Raw genomic sequence first — 25,016 nt, 5'->3', positions numbered from 1 at the left:
ATAACCCCTGTTTATAGAAACGACACCTAAACTGTGCCCTTTGATCTGGTAGTGGCAAATTCTCAAGGGAATGTGTAGGCGCGCGATAAAGAATTCACGATTCCGCGACGATTCAGGTGAAGAAGGTGTTTGACTACCTCGCCTGAACCGCGCGAAACTGCGGAAAAAAGACAGGGAGTTCACAAAGCCGATGTTATCTAGCGGCCAGACGGGTGGAAAACCCGAATGAGTGCGTTGTTGTCCGTTCGGGATCTCAGCATCGGCTTCGGCTCGGGCCCATCTGTTGTCCGTGACGTCAGCTTTGATGTCGAACCAGGGCAGACACTAGCATTGGTCGGAGAATCCGGGTCGGGCAAAACGATATCATGTCGGGCTGCACTGCGTATTCTGCCGCGCACCGCTCAGATTCGTAGCGGTACGATTACATTGAACGATTCCCACGGCGCGGCTGATCTGATGAAGCTCAGCGAACGCCAGATGCGTAGCATTCGCGGCAATCGTGTCTCGATGATCTTTCAGGAGCCGATGCGGTCTCTGTCTCCGCTCCACAAGATCGGAAATCAGGTCAGCGAAGTTCTGTGGCTGCATCGCGGTGCGTCCGATTCAGAGGCACGCAAAGAGGTTCTGACCCAGTTCGAGAGGGTCGGCTTCCCTGACCCGGCCCGCGCCTATGACAGTTATCCGTTCGAATTGTCCGGCGGCATGCGCCAGCGCGCGATGATCGCCATGGCGATGGTTGCGAAACCTGAACTGCTGATTGCTGACGAGCCCACGACGGCGCTGGACGTGACTACCCAAGCGCAGGTTCTTGGGCTGATCAAAGAACTGCAGCGCGAAACCGGCATGGCGCTGATCCTGGTCACCCATGATCTTGGTGTGGTCGCCAACATGGCCGAGCATGTCGTTGTCATGCACAAGGGCCGCGTGATGGAAGCCGGTCCGGCCGCGCTTATCCTGAATGAACCGGCGCATCCTTATACCCAGCAACTATTCGACGCGGCACCCGAGATACCCGATCAGGATTCGGTCGGCATACCTATGCCTGACGAAGACCTGATCCTGCAGATGACCGATGTGTCTAAAACCTATACAATGCGGTCCAGCAAAGGCTGGAAGGCGGAAAAACTGATACACGCCTGCCGGGGCGTTGATATGAAACTTGCGCGCGGTAAAACTCTTGCGATTGTAGGTGAAAGCGGATCGGGCAAAACCACAGCGGCACGGATCGCTCTGGGCGCTGAACTTCCAGACCCCGGCGGTAAAGTTCTGTTCCGAACGACCAAAGACTCCGAACCGATAACGGTTCACCACATGACACGTGCTGAACGCACCGCTTTTCAGCGCAAAGCACAGATGGTGTTTCAGGATCCCTATAGCTCTCTCAGCCCTCGAATGCGCATTCAGGATGCTATGACCGAGCCGTTGGAGATTCATCGCCTCGGCAACGTATCCGAGCAGCGTGATAAAGCGGCCGAGATGTTGCAGCGGGTCGGACTGAATGAGGATATGCTCAAACGCTATCCACATGCGTTTTCAGGCGGGCAGCGGCAGCGCCTGTCAATCGCGCGGGCAATGATGCTGGACCCTGCCTTGATCGTTTGTGACGAACCAACCTCGGCCTTGGATGTATCCGTTCAGGAGCAGATTCTGACCCTGCTCGAAAACCTGCAGGACAGTCTGAACCTGTCTTATCTGTTCATCTCGCACGATCTGGCAGTTGTCGCGCGCATCGCCGACGAAGTTGCCGTTATGCGCCGGGGCCTTGTGGTCGAACAAGCCCCGCCCGAAACCCTGTTCTACAATCCACGTCATCCCTACACCAAGGCATTGATCGCCGCCCAACCGGAACCGGATATCAATCGCCCGATTGACCTGAAACTGGTTGCGTTGGGTGCTGGTTCACCCGACAGTTGGGATGATGCCTTTCGATTTTCCGACTCCGTGATACCCTCGTTGGTAGAATTGGAGCCCGGCCATAAGGTACGTTGCCATGTTTAAGACCACTCATCGTATGTTTCTGGCGGCCGCACTGGTCACCATATCAGGGCTGCCCGCCACGGCAGAAATCCCTGCCAATCTTCAGGAAACCCCCTATTGGGAAGCTGAGGTTGAGAGCGGCGGCTTGCCACCAATCGCCGAACGCATCCCGCAAGAGCCTCTGATCGTTGATCTGGCGGCAAAGGGGCGCGATTTCGGGACGCCCGGTGGAACACTGCGCACAATGGTCACCCGGTCCAAGGACATTCGTCAGATGGTGGTCTATGGCTACGCGCGTCTTGTGGGGTTTGATCACGACTATGACATCGTACCCGATTTGCTGGCCTCATTTGAAAATGAGGACAATCGCAAGTTCACTCTGAACCTGCGTCCCGGCCACAAATGGTCGGACGGCACTCCATTTACGTCCGAGGATTTCCGCTATTGGTGGGAGGACGTAGCAAATAACGAATTGCTCAGCCCCTCAGGCCCACCAGATTTTCTACTGGTTGAAGGCAAGCCGCCTACGGTTTCCTTCCCCGATGAAACGACGATTATGTTTGAGTGGGAAAATCCGAACCCCGACTTTCTGCAATCGCTCGCCCAGGCGCGCCCACCCTTTATCTACCGCCCGTCCGAATTCCTCAAAAAATACCATGAGAAGTTTGCCGACCCTGAAGAATTAGCATTCCATGTCGAAGATGCCCGAGTCAAAAGCTGGGCGGCGCTGCACAACAAACTGGATAACCTTTATAAGTACGACAATCACGAACTGCCCACATTGCAGCCTTGGTTCAATGCCAGTTCGGGTAAGAAAATCCGGTACGGTTTCATCCGTAACCCTTACTACCACAGGGTCGATTCAAACGGAGTGCAATTGCCCTATATCGATGTGGTCGAGATGGAGATCGTGGCCCCAGGCCTCGTTGCGGCCAAGACCAACGCGGGCGAGAGCGATTTGCAGGGGCGCGGGCTGGCATTCCGCGACGCTTCGATCCTGAAAAAAGGTGAGGCTGAGGGCGGCTACAAAACGCTTTTGTGGAAAACCGGTGTCGCGTCACAAATCGCTATCTATCCCAACCTGAATTTTGAAGATGAGGCTTGGCGCAACATACTGCGCGATGTTCGTGTCCGCAGGGCTCTTTCGCTAGCGATTGACCGCAAAACGATCAATCAGGCGCTTTATTTCAAGCTTGCTCATCCCGGCGCGATGTCAGTTCTGCCGACGTCGCCTTTCTATGACGAAGCAAATGCAAAAGCGTGGGCGGAATATGATGTCGACATGGCTAATGCACTTCTGGACGAGGCCGGATTGACCGAGCGCGACCGAGACGGCGTTCGCCTTTTGCCCGACGGTCGCCCGATGGAATTGGTCATCGAAACCGCCGGCGAACGGCAAGAGGTAGAAAACGCCCTTCAGATCGTCACTGATACCTGGCGTGAAATCGGGGTCGACCTTGTGATGCGACCATTGGACCGGGACATTCTGCGTAACCGCGTATTTTCGGGGAATACCATGGCATCGGTCTGGTTCGGCTGGGATGACGGCATCCCGCAGATGCATACTTCACCTGCTTATCTTGCCCCCACTGATCAGGTCTTTTTGTCTTGGCCGAAATGGGGCCAGTATTATCAGACCAATGGAGGCTCGGGTGAGCCGCCAGACATGCCCGAGGCCGAACTTCTCATGAAGCTGGCCCATGATTGGGAAGTCGCCACAACGGATGACGAACGCGCTGCTGTCTGGACCGAGATGCTGAAGATCCATGCGGATCAGCTGTATGCCATAGGTATTCTGAACGGCGCACCGCAACCGATCGTGGTGTCGAACCGCCTGCGCAACGTACCCGAGCAGGCGATGTGGGCGTGGGAGCCTGGCGCACATTTCGGCATTCACCGTCCGGACGAGTTCTTCTTCGCCGACTGAGCAGGAGCAGCTAAATGGTAATGCTGCGCTATGCGGTGTATCGCTTTTTCACGATGCTGCTGACACTATTGGTGGTGTCGGTCATGGTTTTCGTGATCATCAACCTTCCCCCAGGTGATTACCTTAGCAACCAGATCGCCGAGTTGCAGGCCTCGGGTCAGTCCGCAGGTGTCGCCAAAGCCGAGTTTCTGCGCAAAGAGTATTCTCTGGACCGTTCTTTGCCGGAACAATATCTGATCTGGGCAGGCTTCTGGCCCGGCCCACACGGGTTCGAAGGCTTATTGCAGGGCAATTACGGATGGTCCTTCGAATTTGACCGTCCTGTCGCGGAAATCGTCGGTGATACACTCTGGCTGACGGTGGTCGTCAATCTGGCAGCCATCCTGTTCGTCTATGCCGTCGCTTTGCCACTCGGCGTCCTCGCAGCGGCAAAATCACGGACCTGGATCGACTATACGTCAGCCTTTGTCGGATATCTTGGGCTCGCTACGCCAAACTTCCTGCTGGCACTGATCCTTTTCTACTACGGCCATCGCTATTTCAATCTACCCATCGGCGGCTTGATGGACCCTTCTTTTGAAGGGGAACCGATGAGCTGGGACAAGTTGAAATCCATCCTTGTTCACCTGATCGTACCAACCTTTGTGATCGGCACCTCAGGCGCATCTGCCATGATGCAACGCCTGCGCGCCAATATGCTGGATGAGCTGGGTAAACCTTATGTGGAAACCGCCATCGCCAAAGGGATGGCCCCCTCGCGCATGCTGACAAAATATCCGCTGCGTGTGGCCTTCAACCCCTTTGTTGCCGACATTGGTAACCTGCTGCCTTCCATGGTTTCGGGATCGGTTCTGGTCTCAGTCGTTTTGGGTCTGCAGACCATTGGGCCAACCCTGTTGACGGCGCTCAAAACACAAGACCAATTCCTCTCGGCGTTCATTCTTATGTTCGTGGCTTTGCTGACCCTGATCGGCACTATGATTTCCGACATCTTGCTGGTCATGCTCGACCCGCGCATCCGTTATGAGGGGCGAGAAGCATGAGCAAACGCCCCGATGGTCGCTATGTCGACGAAGCCCCATTCGATCCGCAAGCCTCGATCCAACAGCTTGAGCGTGCAGATCTTGATGCCCCCAATTGGGTCTTGGTTTGGCGCAAGTTCAGAACACACAAGCTGGGCCTGATCTCGGGCATCTTCCTGCTGCTTTGCTATGTGATGCTACCCTTTGCGGGTTTCATCGCCCCCTATGGCCCAAATGACCGGAACGGAGAGCATCTTTATGCCCCGCCCCAGTCGGTCAACTGGTTCCATGAGGGTGAATTCATCGGCCCCTATGTCTATCCTATCGTCGCGGAAGCGGACCTTGAGACCTTCCAATGGAAATTCGCGCCAGACACGGATGATCCGCGCCCGATCCGGTTCTTCTGTGAAGGATCAGAATACAAGCTGGCAGGCCTGATCAGGTCAGACACCCATCTGTTCTGCGCGCCCGAAGGCGCCACCCTTTTCCTCTGGGGGTCAGACCGTTTGGGCCGTGACGTATTCAGCCGAATTCTCTATGGCGCACAACTATCGCTGACGGTGGGCCTGATCGGCATCTCGGTATCATTCTTCCTTGGTATCCTTTTCGGATCGATCGCCGGATATTTCGGAGGGCGTATCGACTGGGTCATCAACCGCGTGATCGAAATTCTGCGTTCTCTGCCGGAATTGCCTCTCTGGCTGGCTTTGTCCGCAGCCGTGCCGTCGAATTGGAGCCCCGTTGCGGTGTTCTTCATCATCTCAATCATCCTCGGCATTCTGGATTGGCCCGGTCTTGCCCGATCAGTACGCGCAAAGTTCCTGTCCCTACGGGAAGAGGAATACGTTCGTGCGGCAGAGATGATGGGCGCAAGTTCGGGCCGTGTTATCCGCAAGCACCTGCTACCCAACTTCATGTCTCATTTGATTGCTTCGGCCTCGCTGTCGATACCCGCGATGATCCTCGGTGAAACAGCGCTCAGTTTTCTTGGCCTCGGCCTGCGGGCCCCGGCCGTCAGCTGGGGGGTGATGCTGAATGACGCGCAGAACCTCGCCTCGATCGAAATCTATCCCTGGACCGCTATCCCGATGTTGCCGATCATCGTCATCGTGCTGGCCTTCAACTTCCTTGGCGACGGGCTGCGTGACAGTCTGGACCCCTACCAGCAATGAGCTTGCTGTCCGCCCTCCCCTCACCTGACACATATCTGGTCAACGGGGCGGGTGCGCGACCCAGCGCATTTGCGGTCTCGGAACTGGCAACAGCCAGCTTTGCAGCGGTCGGAAAGGAACTTTCACGCTTCGTGATTGCCCTGAATCTGTCGCCAGAATCGCCGGAAATTTCTGTGGATCATCGATTGGCGTCACTATGGTATGGCTTTTCGTTCAAACCTGAAGGGTGGGACATGCCCAGCCTTTGGGACGCGATTGCAGGCGATTATCAGGCCTCCGATGGGTGGATCAGGCTGCACACCAACCTGCCTCATCATCGTGCTGCAGCCTTGAAGGTGTTGCAGGTCAAACCTGATAGGCCGTTGGTGGAACGCGCCATCCGAGATTGGCCCATTGCTGGTCTGGAAGCTGCGATTGTCGCCGAAGGGGGCGTCGCCGCCGCTATGCGCAGCCGCTCGGAATGGCAAGACCATCCGCAAGGGCGCGTACTGGCGCGCGAACCGTTGATCGGGTGGCAGGGCCCACGCAATATCAAGTTGCGCGACCGGCCTCAGGCAACCGCCGCGCGCCCTCTTGCTGGACTGCGCGTACTTGACCTGACCCGTATTCTGGCCGGACCGGTTTCCACAAGAACACTCGCAGGTTTTGGCGCCGAAGTCCTGAGGATCGATCCACCCGAATGGGACGAGCCCGGCGTCATCCCCGACATCTCATTGGGCAAACACTGCGCTTATCTGAACCTGAAGTCATCCGACGGAAAAGAACAACTTCAAGAGCTGCTGAAGCAGGCGGATGTACTTGTCCATGGATACCGCCCCGGTGCGCTGGATGCGCTTGGTCTGGACAAGGCAACGCGCGATCAGCTTGCGCCCAACAGGGTTGAAGTCACGCTTGACGCCTATGGTTGGCAAGGACCTTGGGCGACGCGACGCGGCTTTGATAGTCTGGTGCAGATGAGCGCCGGGATCGCGCATGCTGGAATGGAATGGGCGGGGGCTGACAAGCCGACGCCGCTGCCCGTGCAGGCCTTGGATCACGCGACCGGATACCTGATGGCCGCCGCCGTCCTATCAGCCCTGGCTGAGGCCGCATCCGGACAGGCTGTCATGGACGCCCGGCTCTCGCTGGCACGGACTGCCGAGTTACTAGCCACCCTCGCCAAGCGCGATACTGGTGAAGATATCACCGGGGCGATACCCACCGATTATTCGGATGCGTCTGAACAATCCGGTTGGGGGACAGGGTACCGGCTGAAACCGGCTCTGACCGTCGGGCCTGCCAAGATGCAATGGCCGCTGCCCGCCTCAAAGCTGGGAACGTCAAGGCCTGTATGGCCGTCGTTGTCCACCTAACGCACTTATAGATTTCGTTGGATTTCAGGTTCCTACCTCTCCCATCGATCGGAAGAAAAAACCGGTATACATAGTTCAAGGACAACTGGACGCACCGAAGACCAACCGCCGCGCGGAACGCGCGGCTCGGCCCAACGCTTTGGTTGGCGTCTCGTCAGAGACGCTATCCAAAGCGGCGGGAGCCCTCCTAGCGGTCGTCTCCGCCGGGGCCGATATCATCCAGATAATCGTCGTCAATCGCCGCTTGGACAGCACCTGTCACCGCCTCACGCTGTTTCGGTGTCAGATCTTCTGCCTCCTTACCATCTGCCAATCGCACAGTGACTTCGCGATGCGCGAACCGGATACCTTCGCGGGCGAACAATTCTCGAATATCCTGATAGACCTTTTTGCGCACCAGCCATTGATCGCCCGGCTTGGTCATGAACTTGACCCGGATGATCATTGCCGAGTCCTGCATTTCAATCACACCCTGCGATTTCAACGGCTGAATAAAGTTTTCACCGATCACAGGATCGCTCAGCAATTCCTGGCCCAGCTTCTTGATCAGTTTCCGCACCTTCTCGACATCGGTGTCGTAAGTCACCCGCAGCGGTAACTTCATGATCACCCAGTCACGAGAATAGTTCGTCAGCACTTTGATCTCACCAAAGGGAATCGTGTTTAACGCCCCCAAATGATGGCGCAACTGAAATGAACGGATCGAAATTTTCTCGACAGTCCCTTTCACATCCCCGATGTCGATATACTCACCCTTTCGGAAGGCGTCATCCATAAGGAAGAACGCCCCTGAAAAGATATCACGCACCAGCGTTTGAGACCCGAATCCAACAGCCAATCCAACGACGCCGGCACCGGCAAACAGCGGGCTGACATTGATCCCAAGTTCCATCAGAGCAATCAAGGCTATGGTGACTACGACAACGGCAAGAATAGCTCCCCTGAACAAAGGAAGCAGAGTTGCCAGCCGGCTTTGCCCGCCTTCCCCACCTTCGTCACCAAGCTCCGCATCAGCGGCACCGTCGACAACCTCTTCCGCGATTTTGCTGTCGATCCAGACACGGAAGAAGTGAAACAGAATATAGCCGATGAACAGGATCACCATCATATCAAGCGCCCGCTCGACTGGTAGGTCATCGCTCCAATTGGCTTGCGGGTTCCAAATGACAACCAACGCATAAAGCCCAACGACAAAAGCCAGTATGCCAGCGACTCTGCGGGCAAGGTCTTCGTAAGTCAGAATAGCGTATTTGCGCTTTTCAGCTTCGGGCGTGGCGACCTCAGCCATATCTCCGGCATCGGCTTCATCTGCATCGGCGTTCAGTTCCTCAATCTGACGATTGCGGTCGAAATAACGCTCCAGCAGGTAATTCATCGCACCATAGGCAACAACAACCGACATGAAGATTGCATAGCTGCTGGCGACGATCGGGATCGAATCCTCGACTTCAAGAACCAGGTCCACCGCCAGTTTGAACCAGCTAAATACGATGTACAGCATCAAAACCGGAGCCCAAGCGAACGAGATAAATCGCAAGATCCAAGAGACCTGATCAGGCATGCGTCCACCTCGGATCGCATGCGAAATCGCACGTGCATTGAACAAGATCATCAGGACATTGCCCAGCGCCCCAACCAGTGTCAGACCACCATAAACCATAGCGTAGACATTGTAGTTTAATCCGAAATCCGCCACCCAGGTCGCAAACAAAACGACCGAGATGTCATAAGTCGCGATAGCTGAGGCCCACCTGTACAACCGCTTCGCATCTCGGTCTGAGAACGGAGGCAAGCGATATTGGCTGAGAAACGGCGACAGGATCATCCGCCATAGATCTGCAACCGTGCGCGACAGGAAAAACGCGGTGAAGATCGCCGTGACTGTGAACTGAATGGATATATCCTCGGCTTCTCCGAAAAACAGATATCCTACGATCAGCGCCATCAGCATGGCAAAGACCGTACCGCCGATACCCATCACGAAACGATAAACCAGAAAGGGCATCTTTTCGCGATAGCCTATGGGGTTTTCCTTTATACGGGCCACGACCCACCGCTTGGCGAACCGCTTGCCGTAGATTTCGGTCGATAGCCAACGACCCAACAGAAGGAAAACAATGTTCCAGGCCAAAACCTCGACATAGGTCTGAATACGGCCATCCGGGCTTGTTTGCCTCAGGACGTACTGCACCTCAAAAACGGAATACGGCAACGCCTCCAGTCGTGATCGGACAGAGTCCCGGAATTTCGAGAACCGCTCCTGCGCCCTCATCAACTGAGAACCATCCGCCATCGGATCAGCATCTTCCGACGCGGCCGTAGCGTCTGTACCTCCGGGCGTCGAAACCAATTGCCCGACGCTATCAATGACAATAACGCTTGCGCCTGCTTCGGTGGCTGAACGGATGGCAGCGGCTAGATCGCCCTCTTCATCCGAGGCGGTTGTGCTGGTTTCTTCGGATGATCCTGTGGGATATCCCGGTATCAGCGAGGTTTGTGCCGTCGCTTCGGAGACGCACGCAAGCATCGCAGCCCAAAGCGCCAGAACCAGCCCGGCCAGAACATTCATTTTCATAGTGTGTTGCACCTAATTCACAGTTGTAGGCAAGACTACAGAACCTCGCTCGGCTGTTCAAATTTTCCGCGCGTAAGTATACGACTTCGTGTAAGGTCAGTGACTTCTGCGCAATCGACTGGATAAAGTGTTTCCAAACATTCAAAAATTGAATATCACCGCCTATGCGATAATTGTGCACGCTTATTTGGTCAGATTAAGTAATCGCCACTTTAGTTTGCGCGGCACTTTGGTGGCTGATCGGCCATTATGCTGTTGCCAAATCGCAATGTTTGGCGCATTTGCAAGGCAAATTCCCTGCCTTGGGCAAGCGGACGCAAAAGAAATGGGATAATCAGGTGCAAACGCGCGGAGTTGCATCGGAACCAAAACGGGCGAAGGCATGAGCCTAGGTAACAAAAACGAACATCACGGCCGCGCGCCTCGCATCTTGCTCTACAGTCACGACACGTTCGGTCTGGGTCATTTGCGCCGGTCTCGGGCTCTGGCTGCCGCCATTACTCAAGCTGATCAGCGTGCCTCGGCTTTGATTCTGACCGGCTCGCCCGTGGCAGGCCGGTTCACGTTCCCGCACCGGGTCGACCACGTTCGCCTGCCCGGTGTCACCAAGCGTGCAGATGGCTCATATGCCTCGCAGACCATCGGTATGGGAATCGACGACGTGACCGAGCTGCGTTCAAGCCTAATTCAGACAGCAGTTGAGCAATTCGACCCTGATGTTCTGATCGTCGACAAAGAACCAACCGGATTTCGTGGCGAACTGCTGCCGACGCTTGAATATCTTGAAAACTCATGTTCCACCAAGCTGATACTGGGCTTGCGCGATGTTCTGGATGAGCCCGACGTTCTGGCCGCCGAATGGAAACGCAAAGAAGCCATCGCCGCGACCGAGCGGTTCTATGATGAGATATGGGTGTATGGGCTGCGGTCCGTCTACGACCCGACGCAAGGCCTGCCGCTCAGCCCGGCGACGCAGCAACGTATTCATTGGACGGGGTATCTGCGGCGAGATCTGGGGCCTATCGGCGAACCGCCCGAACAACCCTATATCCTGATCACCCCCGGTGGCGGTGGTGATGGCAAAGCGATGGTTAATCTTGTGTTGTCTGCTTATGAGAAAGACCCAGACCTATCGCCGCGTGCGGTTCTGGTCTACGGGCCTTTCCTGTCAGGAGAACTGCGCGAAGATTTTGAGACACGGGTTGCCGCGCTGAATGGTCGGGTTACCGCCGTTGGCTTTGAATCCCAGATTGAAACTCTGTTCGCCGGAGCGGCCGGTGTTGTCTGCATGGGCGGCTACAACACCTTTTGCGAGGTTCTGTCCTTTGATAAGCGCGCCGTGATTGTCCCGCGGACGACGCCGCGGTTGGAACAGTGGATTCGCGCCTCACGCGCCGAGGATCTGGGGCTGGTGCAAATGCTGGATGAAAACCGCGACGGCCTGACAGCAGACTCTATGATCCGCGCGATCCGTAACCTTCCTCATCAGCCATTGCCCTCACAGGCGATTCGCGCCGGGTTGCTGGACGGGCTGAACTACGTCACCCACCGCATCAATGCACTGCTGGGCGCAGAACAAGAGCGCGCCACCGGATGACATCTGCAGCCCCCAAGTTAGCGGTGCTGGTCAAAGGCTGGCCGCGCCTGTCCGAGACGTTCATAGCGCAGGAATTAGTGGCCTTGCAGGAGGCTGGGCACAGCTTCGATATCTGGTCACTGCGCCACCCGACCGATACAAAGCGACATCCGTTGCACGATCGCTTTAACGGGCAGGTGCATTATCTGCCGGAATACCTGTTCGAAGAACCTGAACGGATTGCTGCCGCGCGCACCATCGCATCTCGCTTGCCCGGGTACGGGGACGCCTATCGCGTCTGGCGGCAAGATCTTCGCCGAGACCCAAGCCATAATCGCATCCGCCGGTTTGGTCAGGCCTGCGTTCTGGCGGCAGAGCTGCCTCAGGAAACTCAGGCCTTGTATGCGCACTTTATGCACACGCCCTCATCGGTTGCGCGCTATGCCTCGATCATGCGTGGTCTGCCATGGAGCTTTTCGGCCCACGCAAAGGATATCTGGACCTCACCAGATTGGGAAAAGCGGGAAAAACTGCAACTGGCCACTCATGGTGCTGCCTTCGGGGCAACCTGCACGGCCATTGGCGCCGCGCATCTACGCGATTTGGCCGACGATCCTGAGCGGGTTGAGTTGATCTATCACGGGCTGGATCTGTCCCGGTTCCCTGCACCGCCGGAACGGAACATACGTGCAACAAATGCGCCCTTTCGCATGCTTTCGGTCGGGCGTTTGGTTGAAAAGAAAGGCTTTGACCGACTTATTGAAGCTTTCGCACGTCTCCCCAAGACCCTGAACTGGCATTGGACCCATATCGGCGGTGGAAACTTGGCTAAAATGTTGAGTGCGCAAGCTGACGCTGCAGGTCTGTCCGAGCGGATCACATGGATGGGAGCGTGTGATCAGCCCGAAGTCATTGCCGAAATGCGCAATGCCGATCTGTTTGTGTTGCCAAGCCGGATTGCGGAAGATGGCGACCGGGACGGCTTGCCGAATGTTTTGATGGAAGCGGCATCTCAGCGCCTTCCGATCCTGTCAACACCTGTATCGGCGATCCCGGAATTTATCGAAACCAGCGTCCACGGAGTTCTGGCCTCAGACGACCCGTCCGCGTTGGCCACAGCAATTACCGATATGGCCGTGAACCCGATCAGAACCGCGGGGATGGCAGAGGCCGCATTTGACCGGCTCATCGCTGACTTTCGCATGGATCCCGGCATCCGCCGCCTGTCCAAGCGGCTAAACGCATTGTGCGCGGACGGCTTGTGATGACCCGGGTGGCTTTCTACGCGCCGATGAAATCCCCCGACAGTTCAAAACCTTCGGGTGATCGTGAAATGGCCCGTAATCTGATCGCTGCGATCAGTGCCCGGGGTGATTGTATCGACCTCGCATCGCAAATGCGCATTTATGACAAATCAGGTGACCAGGACCTTCAGGAGGAGTTGCGCCAAAAGGCAAAGGTTGAGGCCGCGCGGTTGATTTCGGACCTGCCACCGGACACCAACCTTTGGGTGACCTATCACAACTACTACAAGGCCCCTGACCTGTTGGGCCCCGAAGTGAGCCGCGCAAGGGGTATTCCCTATGTCCAGCTGGAAAGCACCCGTGCCACCAGTCGGCTCTCGGGCCCATGGGCTGACTTTGCCCATGCTGCTCACCACGCTTGCGACACAGCGCGGGTGATTTTTTATCACACCGCCAACGATCTGATCACGTTAGAGCGGGAAAGGTTCAGCTCTCAGTCATTGGTGGAGTTACCTCCGTTTCTGCCCGTCGCCGAATTGCCCCCTGTTTCGACCCGCGATGGCGCGATGCTGACCGTGGGCATGATGCGTCCGGGGGACAAGCTGGCCTCGTACACAATATTGGCCGAGACGTTAGAGCATCTGACCGGGGATTGGGCGCTGGACGTAGCAGGCGACGGCCCTGCCCGCCAAGAGGTCGAAGAACTGATGGCGCGGTTCGGAGCCCGGGTCCAGTTTTTGGGCCAGTTGGATCGAAGCGCTTTGCAGGCCCTCTACCGTCAAGCATCAATATTCGTCTGGCCAGGTGTCAACGAAGCCTATGGCATGGTCTATCTTGAGGCTCAGGCCAGCGGTGTGCCGGTCGTAGCACAAGACCGCCCCGGCGTGCGGGACGTGCTGATGCCCTCAGATCATCCAAGCGTCGGGTTGGGTGCCAAAGCGTTGGCTGCACGCATACAGATGTATTTGGACGATCCTGCCCTGCGACGGTCTGAAGGCGAACATGCCCGGGCATACATCGCACAACGCCATTTAATCTCGTCAGCTACCGAACAATTCTGGACCGCCGTTCGCCCCTTGTTGGAGGAAAAATCATGAGCCGCCTCGCCCTTTTGCGCCATGGACACACAGATTGGAACCGCGCAGGCCGCATTCAGGGTCGCAGCGACATACCCTTGGATGCCGAAGCCCGCGCTGAGCTTGGGGGGTATCGCCTGCCATCGCCTTGGGACACAGCATCAATCTGGTCCAGCCCCCTGAGCCGTGCCGCTGAAACCGCCCAGCTGGTGTCTGGCCAAGCTCCCAAAACGTCTGATGCATTGACCGAGATGAATTGGGGGGAATGGGAAGGCAAACGTGGCGTAGATCTGATTGCAATCCCCGACAGTGGATATCGTCATATCGAAGAATGGGGTTGGGATTATCGGCCGCCTAAGGGCGAAAGCCCGGCCGAGATCTGGGCAAGACTCGCGCCCTGGCTGACCAACCTGAAGGGCGACAATCTGGCGGTCTGCCATATCGGCATCATGCGCGTGATTTTGGCCAAAGCCTGGGGATGGAACTTTGCGGGCCCCGCCCCGTTCAAGATCAAGCGCAACAGGTTATTTATTCTGGAACTGGACCCTATGCGGGCCGAACCTGAACCCATCCGCCTCGTTGCGCGTGAGGGCTGATCATGAAGGTGATGATCGTCGTTACCCACCTGTTGGGCACCGGTCATCTGAGCCGGGCTCTCATATTGGGACGCGCGTTCACCGAGCAGAACCACGATGTGCTTGTGATCTCGGGCGGTATGCCTGCCCCTCAGCTGGACACGAGCGGATTAACTTTGCTGAGCTTGCCACCGCTACGGTCGGATGGAACTGATTTCACCCGGCTGCTTGATCAGAACGATGCAGTTGCCGACGCCGCCTATTTCGACGCCCGCACAACCGGGCTGACACAGGCGATACGCAGGTTCGGGCCGCAGATTCTGATTACCGAACTCTATCCGTTTGGGCGACGTTCTCTGGCCGCAGAGTTTCGGGCTGCACTGAAGGCCGCACGAGAATTACCTCAACCATCGATCATCCTGAGTTCGATCCGTGATATTCTCGCACCCCCCTCGAAACCTGCAAAAGCAATTCAGGCAGATGAGATCATCGCAGAGTATTATGACGGTGTTCTGGTCCATTCCGATCCTGAAATCACGCCGCTAAGCGTCAGCTGGCCTGTCACGCCTCAATTGGCTTCACGCCTGCACTACACCGGCTTCGTCGCGCCAACCGCGCCGCCACATCATCCGGACGGTATTGGCCAAGGTGAGATCGTGGTCAGCGCAGGTGGCGGATCTGTGGGCCAGCCGATCTTTCAGGCGGCCATCGAGGCCGCCCGCAAGATGCCCAACAAGCGCTGGCGCCTGTTGGTGGGTGGACAGGATGCTAAAGCGCGGATTGCTAAGCTCTCGCAATTGGCCGAAGGTGCATCAATCATTCTGGAACCCGTCCGGCCTGATTTTCGGCAGATGCTGCCACTGGTTGAAGCCTCGGTCAGTATGTGCGGATACAACACGGCCATGGATGTGCTGCAAAGCGGTACCCCGGCGGTTCTGATCCCGTTCGATGATGGTCAGGAGGTTGAGCAAGGATTGCGCGCGCGCGCGCTTTCGCACTTGGACGGTATCGAGGTGCTGAACAGTTCAGACCTATCCGGACCCACATTGGCCAATGCGCTGGGCCGTGCCCTGTCGGGTGCCGTTCGGCCCCCTATGACCGAAGGTTTTAATGGCGCGCACCGCTCGGTAGAAATTGCAACGGAATTGTTCGAGGCCCGCCGATGAACCTTAATTGGTATCCCTTGCAGATCGAATTGCAGCGCTGGCAGGACACGGGGCTGACGTTGCCGTTGTGGTGGCGTGACGACGATGCGATCACAGTAACACCACAGCTTGAAAAATTGACCACAATGTCTGTTGAGCTCGGTTTGCCCGTTCATCTGGCTGTGATCCCCCAGGCGGCGGAGGTGTCACTTGCGGATTATGTGTCAGATCAACCAACGCTAATCCCGGTTGTGCATGGTTGGGCGCATCAAAACCACGCGCCAACCGGCGAGAAGAAAGCTGAATTCCGTCTGCACAGGCCCATAGAAACTGTGGTTTCCGACGCCGCAGCGGGGCTGGCTGGGCTACAGCGGTTGTTTGGTGATCGGTTGCGTCCGGTATTCGTGCCCCCTTGGAACCGGATCGATCCTGAAGTCGCAGCTAAACTTAGCGGGTTGGGCTATCGGATACTGTCGACTGCAACGCCCCGGAAAACAGTATTCGCGGCACCCGGACTCGAGCAGGTAAACACGCATCTCGACCCCATCGATTGGCGCGGAACACGCGGTTTGGTCGACCCCGAAAAGCTGATTTCGCAAATAGTTGCACTGCTGCAAGACCGACGCACCGGACGGGCAGACAATTCCGAAGCATTTGGGGTGTTGACGCATCATCTGGTCCATGATCAGGACATCTGGACGTTTACACAGGACTTGTTGCACAGGCTGCTTGAAGGGCCGGGCACGCCCTGGACCGCGCCACGCAACTGAACCCGCAAGGAGAGCCCGAATGAGTCGACTGGATTCCATGCTGCGCCGCCTGACCGCGCAACGCGACGGGCTGAACTGGGCCGCCGCGCAGATCGACAACATGGACGGAGACGTTCTGGACCTAGGACTGGGCAACGGACGCACCTATGACCATTTGCGCGAGATGCTGCCCCAACGTCGGATCTGGGTAATGGACCGGGTATTGCAATGCCACCCGGACAGCAGGCCCCCTGCTCAGGATTTCTTGCAGGGAGAGGCCGAACCGATGCTGAGGAAATTGGCAGAAGCCGGGCGAACAATTGCACTGGCGCATTATGATTTCGGTCGCGGGATCAAATCCGAAGACGTCGCAGAGGCGGCACGCCTCAGCCCTCTGATCGCACAGGTTATGCGACCTGGCGGGTTGCTGATATCAGGGCAACCTTTGACATGCTTCTCTCAGATACAGGGCCCTGAAACGATCGCGCCGGGCCGGTATCTGTTTTATCGTGCCTGAACAGTTATTGATTTGCCTCTACGCAAATTGCCGAGGGCATCAGGAATGTACGCCAACCGCATCCCTCAAAATCAGCACCGTAAGGCCTATCCTTCGACCCAAGTCGGAGTTATACGCCGTCGCAACCGCACATCCACATGAGGCCTGTCATGAGCTTTGACCGTTCCATTAAGATCGCCCCCTCGATCCTGTCTGCCGATTTTGCCAATTTCGGACAGGAGATTCAGGCCATCGAAGCGCAAGGAGCGGACTGGGTTCATGTGGACGTGATGGATGGACACTTTGTACCCAACCTCACGTTCGGCCCTCCCGCGGTCAAAGCGTTCCGTCCGCATGTGAAAACGGTTATGGACGTGCATCTGATGATCACTCCGGTCGATCCCTATATACAGGCCTATGCCGATGCCGGAGCCGATATTCTGACGGCTCATGTCGAGGCCGGACCCCACTCGCACCGCACGCTTCAGGCTATTCGCGCTGCCGGGATGAAAGCGGGCATTGCTCTGAACCCAGGCACGCCCGCCGAGGCGGTCGAGCATCTTCTGGACCTGGCTGACCTAGTGTGCGTCATGACCGTTAACCCCGGCTTCGGCGGGCAGAAATTCATCGATATGACATCAAAAGTGCAACGCCTGCGCCAGATGATCGGGGACCGCGCGGTGCATATCGAGATCGACGGTGGTGTCGACCCCAAGACCGCACCTCTGGTCGCTGCTGCGGGTGCAGACGTGTTGGTTGCTGGATCGGCTGTTTTCAAGGGCGGGTCCGTCTCGAACCCTTCGGTTTACGGAGACAACATTCGCGCCGTGCGATCTGCTGCCGAAGCAGCGCAAAGCTAACCCAAAGCCCTCCCGCCAGTCGTCGACATTTCTGTCGAAACGCCTCCTCCTGTTGGGCCCGGCATCGCGCAAAGCGCGATGCCGGGCCCAAGGCCGCTAACAATATTGGCATAGCCAATGTTGTGCGGGTGCGGGAGCCTTCGCCATATGATCTCAGGTTTCCCTGTTGAGGTCATCAAAGCTACGATTTTCAGAGATCAGCTGCTCAAGCAGTGGCGCAGGCTGCCAATAAAAGGCGTCTTCCTCAGACCACTTTCGGATATCATCAAGCACAGTCGGCAAACCCTGGAGATCGACCCATTTCATTGGCCCACCCCAATACCGAGGAAACCCGTAGCCATAGAGCAGTGTGACATCCACATCCAACGGCCTACGAGCGATACCGTCGCCAACAACCTTTGCCGCTTCGTTTACCATTGCGACCATGTAACGACGCACGATTTCCTTATCTGTAAACGTGCGGGGTGAAATACCCTGTTCTGCACGCTCGGCTTCGATCAAAGGCATAACATCGGGGTTCGGCGTTCCACCGCGTTTACCCTTTTCGTAGACATAATAGCCTTTGCCGGTTTTCTGACCAAAATGCCCCGCTTCGCACAGTTTGTCCGCGTAGAAGCTGTCACGCGCGCGCGGGTCCAGCCCCGCGGCTCGTTTGCGCTTGCGTGCGGCCCAACCAATATCCAACCCGGCCAGATCAGATACCGTATAGGGGCCCATTGCAAATCCAAACTCGGTCAGTGCGGTATCAATCTGGAAAGGGCTCGCGCCGTCCAAGACCATGTGATCGGCACAACTCCGGTAGGTGTTTAGAATTCGGTTCCCGATGAACCCGTCACACACACCTGCCCGGACCGATACTTTTCCCAACCGCTTGCCCAGCGCAAACCCTGTTGCCGCGACCTCGGGCGCAGTCTGATCCGCCACGACAATCTCGAGCAGTTTCATCACATGAGCGGGTGAGAAAAAATGCAGACCGATCACGTCGCCAGGCCTTCTAACCGATCCCGCAATCTCGTTTATGTCGAGATACGAGGTGTTGGTCGCCAACACCGCCCCTTTCTTACAGACGGCATCCAGCCGCGCAAAAACCTGTTTTTTTACTTCCATATCTTCGAAGACGGCCTCGATCGCCAGATCAACGTCGCCGAGCGCATCATAGTCCGTCGCCAATGTCAGCCTGTTCTGCAGGATATCGTCATGCTCAGCCGCGCTTAGTTTTCCGCGTTTCACCGCACCGGCCAGGTTTGCTGCGATCCGGTCTTTTGCGGCATGGGCCGCCTCTGGCGACATCTCAAGCAACACAACTGCAAGTCCCGCGAGTAAAGCCGAGGTGGCAATACCAGCGCCCATCGTGCCGCCGCCGATCACACCAATTTTGTGAAGGTCTCGGGGGGAAATGCCCTGCAACTCCGGCAATTTCGAAACCGCTCGTTCTGCAAAGAACGCATGGATTAAGCCCTTGCGCTGATCCGAAGCCATCAATTCCATGAACAGTTCTCGTTCACGTGCCTGCCCTGTGGCAAAATCCGCAGACTCGCAACTGGCTTGCACCGCGCGCACCGCTATCGCGGGCGATAGCTGACCCCGGCCTTTCTTCAACACAGCATCATAGGCTGCATCAAAGTCGATCGCGGCGGGTCTGGCCATTTCGCAGACCGGACGACGCGGCGCGTTTGCCTCAAGCAGGTCTTGCACATAGGCCAAACCGATGTCACGCGGGTCGCCGTCCTGAACCTTGTCTAGAACGCCCATTTTAAGCGCCTCAGGCGCCTGAACATGCCGCCCGGTGGTGATCATATCCAATGCAGCCTCAACCCCCGCGATACGCGGCAAGCGCTGGGTTCCACCTGCGCCGGGGATGATACCAAGGTTGACTTCCGGCAACCCAACTTTCGTCGACGGGGTTGCTATGCGGTAGTGGCAGGATAGGGCAACCTCAAGCCCACCGCCAAGGGCCGTGCCGTGCAAAGCCGAGACCACCAGCAGCGGCGACGCTTCTATCCGATCGCAGAGCGCGGGTAGCCATGGTTCCTGCGGCGGTTTGCCAAATTCGCGGATGTCGGCACCGGCAAAGTAAGTCCGACCCTCTCCATAGATCAGAACTGCCAGCGCGCCTTCGGTTTCCGCACGCTCGATCCCAGCCAAGAGGCCCCGACGTACATCCACCCCCAATGCGTTTACTGGTGGATTATTCGCCGACAAAACTGCGATATCGCCCACTTTCTCATAGCCAATAACCTGGGACATATGTTCCTGCCTCCTGAACAATATTGCTTTGCCGCCAGCACAACCCGAGATGCCCGAGATGATGCCGGACAAAGACTGACCCGGTCCGCCTGAGTATTCAACCCTTTAATCGACCAATCGTTCGGTTTTTCCTCTAAATCAGCCGGTGACAAACATGTGAATCCCACGTCATCAGCATCAGGCTAATCTGAACCAGCAAGTATTGAATTGGACCTAATCCGGAATGTCGGACCAGTATCCTGCTCCGGTGTCGAAAAATCATGGAGAACCAAAATGTGTGATGTATGCGTAATGGCTGCCGTAAAGGACCGGATGTTGTCACGGCGTTCGTTCTTCAAAGCAAGCGCAGCAATGGCCACCGGAACCGCACTGGGCACCTCTGCGACGACCCCGGCAATGGCCATGGGACATGGCGAGGTCGTCGACATGACGCATATATATGATGCGGAGTTTCCCACTTACTTTGACGCGCCCGGAATTGAGGCCACGCAGGCCTTCAACATCAAGGACCACGGTTTCAATCTTTTCAATCTCTCCGTAAATGAGCACACGGGCACGCATATTGACGCCCCGCTACATTTCTCGGCGGATGGTCAGTCGGTTGATGAAATCCCTGTTTCCAATCTGGTATGCCCGCTCTGTGTGATTGACATCGCGGCGCGGGCGGCCGAGGACGCAGACGCCCAGGTCACGCCGGATGATCTGAACGCATGGATTGCAGCCAATGGTCCGATCCCTGATGGTGCCTGCGTCGCGATGCATTCCGGATGGGGTGCAAAAACCGCAACACCGGATTTCCGAAACGCCGATGCCGAGGGCAAAATGCACTTCCCCGGTTTTCATGTCGAAGCCGCACAAATGCTGATGGATGAAACAGGTGCGGTCGCGCTGGCCGTAGATTCTCTGTCTCTTGATCATGGGCCATCCGCCGATTTTGCAACCCACTATGCCTGGTTGCCCACCAATCGGTACGGCATCGAGAACCTTGCAAACCTGGACAAGGTCCCTGCCAGCGGCGCCACGCTGATTGTCGGCGCGCCGGCCCATCGTGGCGGTTCCGGCGGTCCGGCCCGCATATTTGCAATGGTTTAAATTTCTGCACCCCTCTTGCCAAACAAAGGCCCGCACCTGTGCGGGCTTTTAGTTGGCGCAAACTCAATATGTTACCGATTCTCGAGGAATCGGCAAAATACGTTACATTTTTCTTGCCGCGAATCACAGGAGCGCTTATTAACCGACCTATCGGTCACTTATTGACGAGACATCAAATTCGGAGAGTTCGATAAATGGACGCCATTATCTGCGACGCCCAGCGCACGCCTATCGGAAGATATGGCGGCAGTCTAAGCCAGGTGCGCACGGATGATCTGGCCGCGCTACCGCTGGCCGCCTTGGTCGCCAGAAACCCTCAGGTGGACTGGGCGCGTCTCGATGATGTGATTTATGGTGACGCAAATCAGGCCGGTGAAAGCAATCGCAATGTGGCACGCATGGCGGCATTGCTGGCGGGTCTGCCGGTCGAGGTTCCGGGTACAACGATCAACCGGCTCTGCGCTTCTGGCATGGATGCGGTGGGAATGGCTGCCCGTGCCATCAAGGCGGGGGATTTTGACATGGCGATTGCGGGGGGCGTCGAAAGCATGTCGCGCGCACCTTTTGTTATGCCCAAAGCAACATCCGCGTTTTCGCGCGCAAACACCGTATATGACACCACGATCGGCTGGCGGTTTGTAAACCCGAAGATGAAGCAGGAATTCGGCATCGACTCGATGCCCGAAACTGCCGATAACGTAGCGGAAGCTTACGGTATCAGCCGCGCCGATCAAGACGCCTTTGCCGAACGCAGCCAGGCCCGCTGGGCCGCGGCGCACCAGACCGGGGTGTTTCAGGAGGAGATCACCCCGGTCACCATACCACAGCGTAAAGGCGATCCGATTGTCGTTGACACGGATGAGCATCCGCGCCCCGGAACAACTGCCGCAAAGCTTGCAGGTTTGAAGGGGATCAACGGCCCTGAAAAAACTGTCACTGCGGGGAATGCCTCGGGCGTGAATGACGGAGCAGCCGCACTTTTGCTGGCCAATGAAGCCTCGGCTGCCAATAACGGTCTGACGCCAATTGCGCGTGTCGTAGGAATGTCCGTCGCAGGCGTTGAGCCGCGCATAATGGGGATCGGTCCCGTTCCGGCCTGCCGCAAAGTATTGGCCCGTGCAGGGCTGAGCATCGAACAGATGGATGTGATAGAATTGAACGAAGCCTTTGCATCGCAAGGGTTGGCCACACTGCGCGAACTGGGAGTGCCAGATGATGCGCCGCATGTGAACCCAAATGGTGGCGCAATCGCGATAGGCCATCCACTTGGGATGAGCGGTGCGCGATTGGTCATGACCGCCGCCTATCAACTACGCCGAACGGGCGGACGCTATGCGCTGTGTACAATGTGTGTCGGCGTTGGCCAGGGGGCCGCACTTATTCTCGAACGCGTGTAAGGGAGGAGACCCGACATGTATGCTCAGATGGTAAAATCAGCTGGAACCGGTGTGAAATCCCGCGAGGAGATGTCCGAGCAGGAACGCGTCTTTCAGGACAAGATCGACGCTGATATCAAGATCGAGCCCAAGGACTGGATGCCCGACGACTACCGCGCGACCCTGATCCGTCAGATCGGTCAGCACGCGCATTCCGAGATCGTCGGTCAACTGCCCGAGGGCAATTGGATCACCCGCGCGCCGACGTTGGAACGCAAGGCGATCCTGCTGGCCAAGGTGCAAGATGAAGCTGGGCATGGGTTGTACCTTTATTGTGCAGCCGAGACGCTGGGCGTCAGCCGGGATGAAATCACCGAGATGCTGCTGGACGGGCGCATGAAGTACTCGTCAATCTTCAATTACCCGACTTTGAATTGGGCCGACATCGGCGCGGTCGGATGGCTGGTCGACGGGGCCGCTATCATGAACCAAGTTCCGCTGCAGCGGACGTCCTTCGGACCATACTCACGCGCGATGATCCGAATTTGCAAAGAAGAAAGCTTTCACCAGCGTCAGGGCTATGACGCGATCCGCAAGATGGCCGAGGGCACTCCGGAACAGAAAAAGATGGCACAGGATGCGCTGAACCGGCTTTGGTATCCGTCACTGATGATGTTTGGCCCATCGGATAAGGAAAGTGTGCATTCGGCGCAATCCATGGCGTGGAAGATCAAGATCAACACTAACGACGAGCTGCGCCAGAAATTTGTCGATCAGACCGTGCCGCAAGCTGAGTATCTGGGCCTTAGCATCCCCGACCCGGACCTGAAATGGAACGAAGAGCGGGGACACTACGATTACACCGACCCGGACTGGTCCGAATTCTTCGATGTGATCAAAGGCAACGGCCCCTGCAACGTCGACCGACTGGCCACGCGTAACAAAGCCTGGGACGACGGCGCGTGGGTGCGTGATGGGCTGCTGGCCCATGCCCGCAAGAAACGCGCGCGCAATCTAGCGGCCGAGTAAACCCAAGGAGGACACCTTATGAACAACGAATGGCCCCTGTGGGAAATCTTCATCCGCGGACAGCATGGTATGAGCCACCGCCACGTCGGCTCGCTGCATGCGCCTGACGCGGAAATGGCGATCAAAAATGCGCGGGATGTATACACACGGCGCAATGAAGGTGTGTCGATCTGGGTGGTAGAGGCCAACAACATCACCGCTTCGTCACCCAGCGACAAAGGTCCGCTTTATGAGCCCAGCGAAAGCAAGGTCTATCGTCACCCGACCTTCTTCGACATTCCCGACGAAGTGGGGGCAATGTGATGGACCGGGATGAAGCATTCCTGCAATTCCTGCTGCGGATGGGGGACAACACCCTGATCCTCGGCCATTGCGTCAGTGAATGGTGTGGCCATGCGCCGGTGCTCGAAGAAGATATCGCTTTGGCCAATACAGCGTTGGATATGATCGGCCAAACCCAGATGTGGCTGGGCCTTGCCGGAGAGATCGATGGCGGCAAGAGCGCGGATGACATCGCCTTCCTGCGCGATGCCTGGGATTTCCGCAATGTACTGCTGGTCGAGGTGCCGAATGGTGACTTCGGTCGCACACTAATGCGCCAATTCCTGTTCGATGCGTGGCATTTGATCATGTTGGGGCGGCTGATGAAATCCTCTGACGAACGTGTTGCCGCGATTGCCGCCAAGGCCAGTAAAGAGGTCACCTATCACCTCGAACGCTCGGGCGACACGGTTGTGGGGCTTGGCGACGGGACCGACGAAAGCCACGATCGGATGCAACAGGCCTTGGATTATCTCTGGCCCTATGTGGGCGAGATGTTTTCCAGCGACGACGTCGATGCCGAAATGGTTGCGGCGGGGATCGCGCCAAACCCGGCAGACCTGCGTGATGAGTATGATGCGTTGGTCGGGCGAGTGCTGACAGCGGCAACCTTGACCATTCCTGAAAGCCGCTTTGCCCACAAAGGCGGGCGTGACGGTCGCATGCATACCGAACATCTGGGGCACTTGCTGACACAGATGCAATGGCTGCAACGCGCCTACCCCGGCGCGACGTGGTAACGGCGAATGCAGGTCTCAACAGATCAGGTGTGGGAATGGCTGGGTGCCGTTCCCGACCCCGAGATCCCCGTGATCTCGGTCGTCGATCTGGGTATCGTGCGTGATGTACGGTGGGATGATGACACGCTGAAGGTGACTGTTACCCCGACATATTCGGGCTGCCCGGCGACCGCAATCATCAGCATGGATATCGAAACTGCGCTGCGTGACAATGGGATCGACGATCTGAGGATTGAAACCAGCATCGCACCTGCCTGGACCACCGAATGGCTTAGCGACAAGGGTCGCGCCAAGCTGGAAGAGTACGGCATTGCTCCGCCTCAGCCTGCTGGCGGTCCAGAACGCTGCCCCCGTTGTGGCAGCAAGGCGGTTGAGAAGGTCAGTCAGTTCGGATCGACCCCGTGCAAGGCCCATTGGCGCTGTACCGATTGCCTGGAACCTTTTGACTATTTCAAGTGCATCTGA

General features: G+C 57.1%; 21 protein-coding genes. 19 read left to right on the top strand and 2 right to left on the bottom strand.

Going from position 1 to position 25,016, the window contains the following annotated elements:
- The first annotated feature begins 225 nt into the window (after positions 1–225).
- Genes Q1B46_RS00540 through Q1B46_RS00520 form a run of 5 tightly spaced genes read left to right on the top strand, consistent with a single transcriptional unit; the run spans position 226 to position 7,450 of the window.
- Positions 226–1,998: an ABC transporter ATP-binding protein gene (locus Q1B46_RS00540; RefSeq protein WP_299943435.1), complete on the top strand. Its 1,773-nt coding sequence runs from the start codon at positions 226–228 to the stop codon at positions 1,996–1,998.
- Positions 1,991–3,904, top strand: a complete 1,914-nt coding sequence (locus tag Q1B46_RS00535; protein WP_299943432.1) for an ABC transporter substrate-binding protein — start codon at positions 1,991–1,993, stop codon at positions 3,902–3,904. The genes Q1B46_RS00540 and Q1B46_RS00535 overlap by 8 nt, the downstream gene beginning before the upstream one ends.
- A gap of 14 nt (positions 3,905–3,918) precedes the next feature.
- Entirely contained in the window at positions 3,919–4,947 is a 1,029-nt protein-coding gene (locus tag Q1B46_RS00530; protein WP_299667190.1) for an ABC transporter permease, read from the top strand.
- The gene (locus Q1B46_RS00525) at positions 4,944–6,098 is read left to right on the top strand and encodes an ABC transporter permease (RefSeq protein WP_299943428.1); all 1,155 of its coding nucleotides are present in this window, start codon (positions 4,944–4,946) and stop codon (positions 6,096–6,098) included. Before Q1B46_RS00530 ends, Q1B46_RS00525 begins: the two co-directional genes overlap by 4 nt.
- Complete coding sequence (locus Q1B46_RS00520; RefSeq protein ID WP_299943425.1) at positions 6,095–7,450, top strand: CoA transferase; 1,356 nt, start codon at positions 6,095–6,097, stop codon at positions 7,448–7,450. The genes Q1B46_RS00525 and Q1B46_RS00520 overlap by 4 nt, the downstream gene beginning before the upstream one ends.
- A 187-nt stretch (positions 7,451–7,637) precedes the next feature.
- On the opposite strand, the gene Q1B46_RS00515 is transcribed toward Q1B46_RS00520, so the two are convergent.
- On the bottom strand, positions 7,638–10,025 hold the full coding sequence (locus Q1B46_RS00515; protein ID WP_299943422.1) for a mechanosensitive ion channel domain-containing protein: 2,388 nt from the start codon (positions 10,023–10,025) through the stop codon (positions 7,638–7,640).
- Positions 10,026–10,407: 382 nt separating this feature from the next.
- Between Q1B46_RS00515 and Q1B46_RS00510 the strand changes: the two genes are divergently transcribed.
- The 8 genes from Q1B46_RS00510 (at position 10,408) to rpe (ending at position 17,746) form a co-directional block, all read left to right on the top strand.
- Positions 10,408–11,622: a hypothetical protein gene (locus Q1B46_RS00510; RefSeq protein ID WP_299943419.1), complete on the top strand. Its 1,215-nt coding sequence runs from the start codon at positions 10,408–10,410 to the stop codon at positions 11,620–11,622.
- Positions 11,619–12,866 carry a glycosyltransferase gene (locus Q1B46_RS00505; protein WP_299943416.1) on the top strand — a complete coding sequence of 416 codons (1,248 nt, stop codon included), beginning with the start codon at positions 11,619–11,621 and terminating at the stop codon, positions 12,864–12,866. Before Q1B46_RS00510 ends, Q1B46_RS00505 begins: the two co-directional genes overlap by 4 nt.
- On the top strand, positions 12,866–13,942 hold the full coding sequence (locus tag Q1B46_RS00500; protein ID WP_299943413.1) for a glycosyltransferase family 4 protein: 1,077 nt from the start codon (positions 12,866–12,868) through the stop codon (positions 13,940–13,942). The genes Q1B46_RS00505 and Q1B46_RS00500 overlap by 1 nt, the downstream gene beginning before the upstream one ends.
- Complete coding sequence (locus Q1B46_RS00495) at positions 13,939–14,517, top strand: histidine phosphatase family protein (protein WP_299943410.1); 579 nt, start codon at positions 13,939–13,941, stop codon at positions 14,515–14,517. The genes Q1B46_RS00500 and Q1B46_RS00495 overlap by 4 nt, the downstream gene beginning before the upstream one ends.
- 2 nt (positions 14,518–14,519) lie before the next feature.
- Positions 14,520–15,662, top strand: coding sequence for a glycosyltransferase (locus Q1B46_RS00490; RefSeq protein ID WP_299943407.1), 1,143 nt, complete (start codon positions 14,520–14,522; stop codon positions 15,660–15,662).
- Complete coding sequence (locus Q1B46_RS00485) at positions 15,659–16,411, top strand: polysaccharide deacetylase family protein (protein WP_299943404.1); 753 nt, start codon at positions 15,659–15,661, stop codon at positions 16,409–16,411. Before Q1B46_RS00490 ends, Q1B46_RS00485 begins: the two co-directional genes overlap by 4 nt.
- A gap of 19 nt (positions 16,412–16,430) precedes the next feature.
- Complete coding sequence (locus tag Q1B46_RS00480; protein ID WP_299943401.1) at positions 16,431–16,907, top strand: class I SAM-dependent methyltransferase; 477 nt, start codon at positions 16,431–16,433, stop codon at positions 16,905–16,907.
- Positions 16,908–17,056: 149 nt separating this feature from the next.
- Positions 17,057–17,746 carry a ribulose-phosphate 3-epimerase gene (rpe, locus tag Q1B46_RS00475; RefSeq protein WP_299943399.1) on the top strand — a complete coding sequence of 230 codons (690 nt, stop codon included), beginning with the start codon at positions 17,057–17,059 and terminating at the stop codon, positions 17,744–17,746.
- A 153-nt stretch (positions 17,747–17,899) separates the two neighbouring features.
- Here rpe and Q1B46_RS00470 read toward each other — a convergent pair whose 3' ends face one another.
- On the bottom strand, positions 17,900–19,993 hold the full coding sequence (locus Q1B46_RS00470; RefSeq protein ID WP_299943396.1) for a 3-hydroxyacyl-CoA dehydrogenase NAD-binding domain-containing protein: 2,094 nt from the start codon (positions 19,991–19,993) through the stop codon (positions 17,900–17,902).
- A gap of 273 nt (positions 19,994–20,266) precedes the next feature.
- On the opposite strand from Q1B46_RS00470, the gene Q1B46_RS00465 reads away from it, so the two are divergent.
- The 6 genes from Q1B46_RS00465 to paaD all read left to right on the top strand — a co-directional run bounded on the left by Q1B46_RS00465 (position 20,267) and on the right by paaD (position 25,016).
- Entirely contained in the window at positions 20,267–21,085 is an 819-nt protein-coding gene (locus Q1B46_RS00465) for a cyclase family protein (RefSeq protein ID WP_299943393.1), read from the top strand.
- 194 nt (positions 21,086–21,279) lie between these two features.
- Positions 21,280–22,482 carry a 3-oxoadipyl-CoA thiolase gene (gene pcaF / locus Q1B46_RS00460; RefSeq protein WP_299943390.1) on the top strand — a complete coding sequence of 401 codons (1,203 nt, stop codon included), beginning with the start codon at positions 21,280–21,282 and terminating at the stop codon, positions 22,480–22,482.
- Positions 22,483–22,497: 15 nt separating this feature from the next.
- On the top strand, positions 22,498–23,490 hold the full coding sequence (paaA, locus tag Q1B46_RS00455; protein ID WP_299943387.1) for a 1,2-phenylacetyl-CoA epoxidase subunit PaaA: 993 nt from the start codon (positions 22,498–22,500) through the stop codon (positions 23,488–23,490).
- Between the two features lie 18 nt (positions 23,491–23,508).
- A complete protein-coding gene (paaB, locus tag Q1B46_RS00450; RefSeq protein WP_170686513.1) occupies positions 23,509–23,793 on the top strand; it encodes a 1,2-phenylacetyl-CoA epoxidase subunit PaaB in 285 nt (94 codons plus the stop codon).
- Positions 23,793–24,551 (top strand): 1,2-phenylacetyl-CoA epoxidase subunit PaaC, encoded by a 759-nt coding sequence (paaC, locus tag Q1B46_RS00445; protein ID WP_299943377.1) that lies wholly within the window; start codon positions 23,793–23,795, stop codon positions 24,549–24,551. Before paaB ends, paaC begins: the two co-directional genes overlap by 1 nt.
- 6 nt (positions 24,552–24,557) lie before the next feature.
- Entirely contained in the window at positions 24,558–25,016 is a 459-nt protein-coding gene (gene paaD / locus Q1B46_RS00440; RefSeq protein WP_299943374.1) for a 1,2-phenylacetyl-CoA epoxidase subunit PaaD, read from the top strand.

The sequence above is a fragment of the uncultured Ruegeria sp. genome, assembly GCF_947500045.1.
Lineage (GTDB): Bacteria > Pseudomonadota > Alphaproteobacteria > Rhodobacterales > Rhodobacteraceae > Ruegeria.
Note: the sequence above shows the minus strand (reverse complement) of the source record. Positions and strands in the feature narration are given on the sequence as shown.

What these genes read in the sequence shown, in the direction of transcription:
- Q1B46_RS00540 (WP_299943435.1), top strand. Translation starts at nt 226, where the DNA reads ATGAGTGCGTTGTTGTCCGTTCGGGATCTCAGCATCGGCTTCGGCTCG.
- Q1B46_RS00535 (WP_299943432.1), top strand. Translation starts at nt 1,991, where the DNA reads ATGTTTAAGACCACTCATCGTATGTTTCTGGCGGCCGCACTGGTCACC.
- Q1B46_RS00530 (WP_299667190.1), top strand. Translation starts at nt 3,919, where the DNA reads ATGGTAATGCTGCGCTATGCGGTGTATCGCTTTTTCACGATGCTGCTG.
- Q1B46_RS00525 (WP_299943428.1), top strand. Translation starts at nt 4,944, where the DNA reads ATGAGCAAACGCCCCGATGGTCGCTATGTCGACGAAGCCCCATTCGAT.
- Q1B46_RS00520 (WP_299943425.1), top strand. Translation starts at nt 6,095, where the DNA reads ATGAGCTTGCTGTCCGCCCTCCCCTCACCTGACACATATCTGGTCAAC.
- Q1B46_RS00515 (WP_299943422.1), bottom strand. Translation starts at nt 10,025, where the DNA reads ATGAAAATGAATGTTCTGGCCGGGCTGGTTCTGGCGCTTTGGGCTGCG.
- Q1B46_RS00510 (WP_299943419.1), top strand. Translation starts at nt 10,408, where the DNA reads ATGAGCCTAGGTAACAAAAACGAACATCACGGCCGCGCGCCTCGCATC.
- Q1B46_RS00505 (WP_299943416.1), top strand. Translation starts at nt 11,619, where the DNA reads ATGACATCTGCAGCCCCCAAGTTAGCGGTGCTGGTCAAAGGCTGGCCG.
- Q1B46_RS00500 (WP_299943413.1), top strand. Translation starts at nt 12,866, where the DNA reads ATGACCCGGGTGGCTTTCTACGCGCCGATGAAATCCCCCGACAGTTCA.
- Q1B46_RS00495 (WP_299943410.1), top strand. Translation starts at nt 13,939, where the DNA reads ATGAGCCGCCTCGCCCTTTTGCGCCATGGACACACAGATTGGAACCGC.
- Q1B46_RS00490 (WP_299943407.1), top strand. Translation starts at nt 14,520, where the DNA reads ATGAAGGTGATGATCGTCGTTACCCACCTGTTGGGCACCGGTCATCTG.
- Q1B46_RS00485 (WP_299943404.1), top strand. Translation starts at nt 15,659, where the DNA reads ATGAACCTTAATTGGTATCCCTTGCAGATCGAATTGCAGCGCTGGCAG.
- Q1B46_RS00480 (WP_299943401.1), top strand. Translation starts at nt 16,431, where the DNA reads ATGAGTCGACTGGATTCCATGCTGCGCCGCCTGACCGCGCAACGCGAC.
- rpe (WP_299943399.1), top strand. Translation starts at nt 17,057, where the DNA reads ATGAGCTTTGACCGTTCCATTAAGATCGCCCCCTCGATCCTGTCTGCC.
- Q1B46_RS00470 (WP_299943396.1), bottom strand. Translation starts at nt 19,993, where the DNA reads ATGTCCCAGGTTATTGGCTATGAGAAAGTGGGCGATATCGCAGTTTTG.
- Q1B46_RS00465 (WP_299943393.1), top strand. Translation starts at nt 20,267, where the DNA reads ATGTGTGATGTATGCGTAATGGCTGCCGTAAAGGACCGGATGTTGTCA.
- pcaF (WP_299943390.1), top strand. Translation starts at nt 21,280, where the DNA reads ATGGACGCCATTATCTGCGACGCCCAGCGCACGCCTATCGGAAGATAT.
- paaA (WP_299943387.1), top strand. Translation starts at nt 22,498, where the DNA reads ATGTATGCTCAGATGGTAAAATCAGCTGGAACCGGTGTGAAATCCCGC.
- paaB (WP_170686513.1), top strand. Translation starts at nt 23,509, where the DNA reads ATGAACAACGAATGGCCCCTGTGGGAAATCTTCATCCGCGGACAGCAT.
- paaC (WP_299943377.1), top strand. Translation starts at nt 23,793, where the DNA reads ATGGACCGGGATGAAGCATTCCTGCAATTCCTGCTGCGGATGGGGGAC.
- paaD (WP_299943374.1), top strand. Translation starts at nt 24,558, where the DNA reads ATGCAGGTCTCAACAGATCAGGTGTGGGAATGGCTGGGTGCCGTTCCC.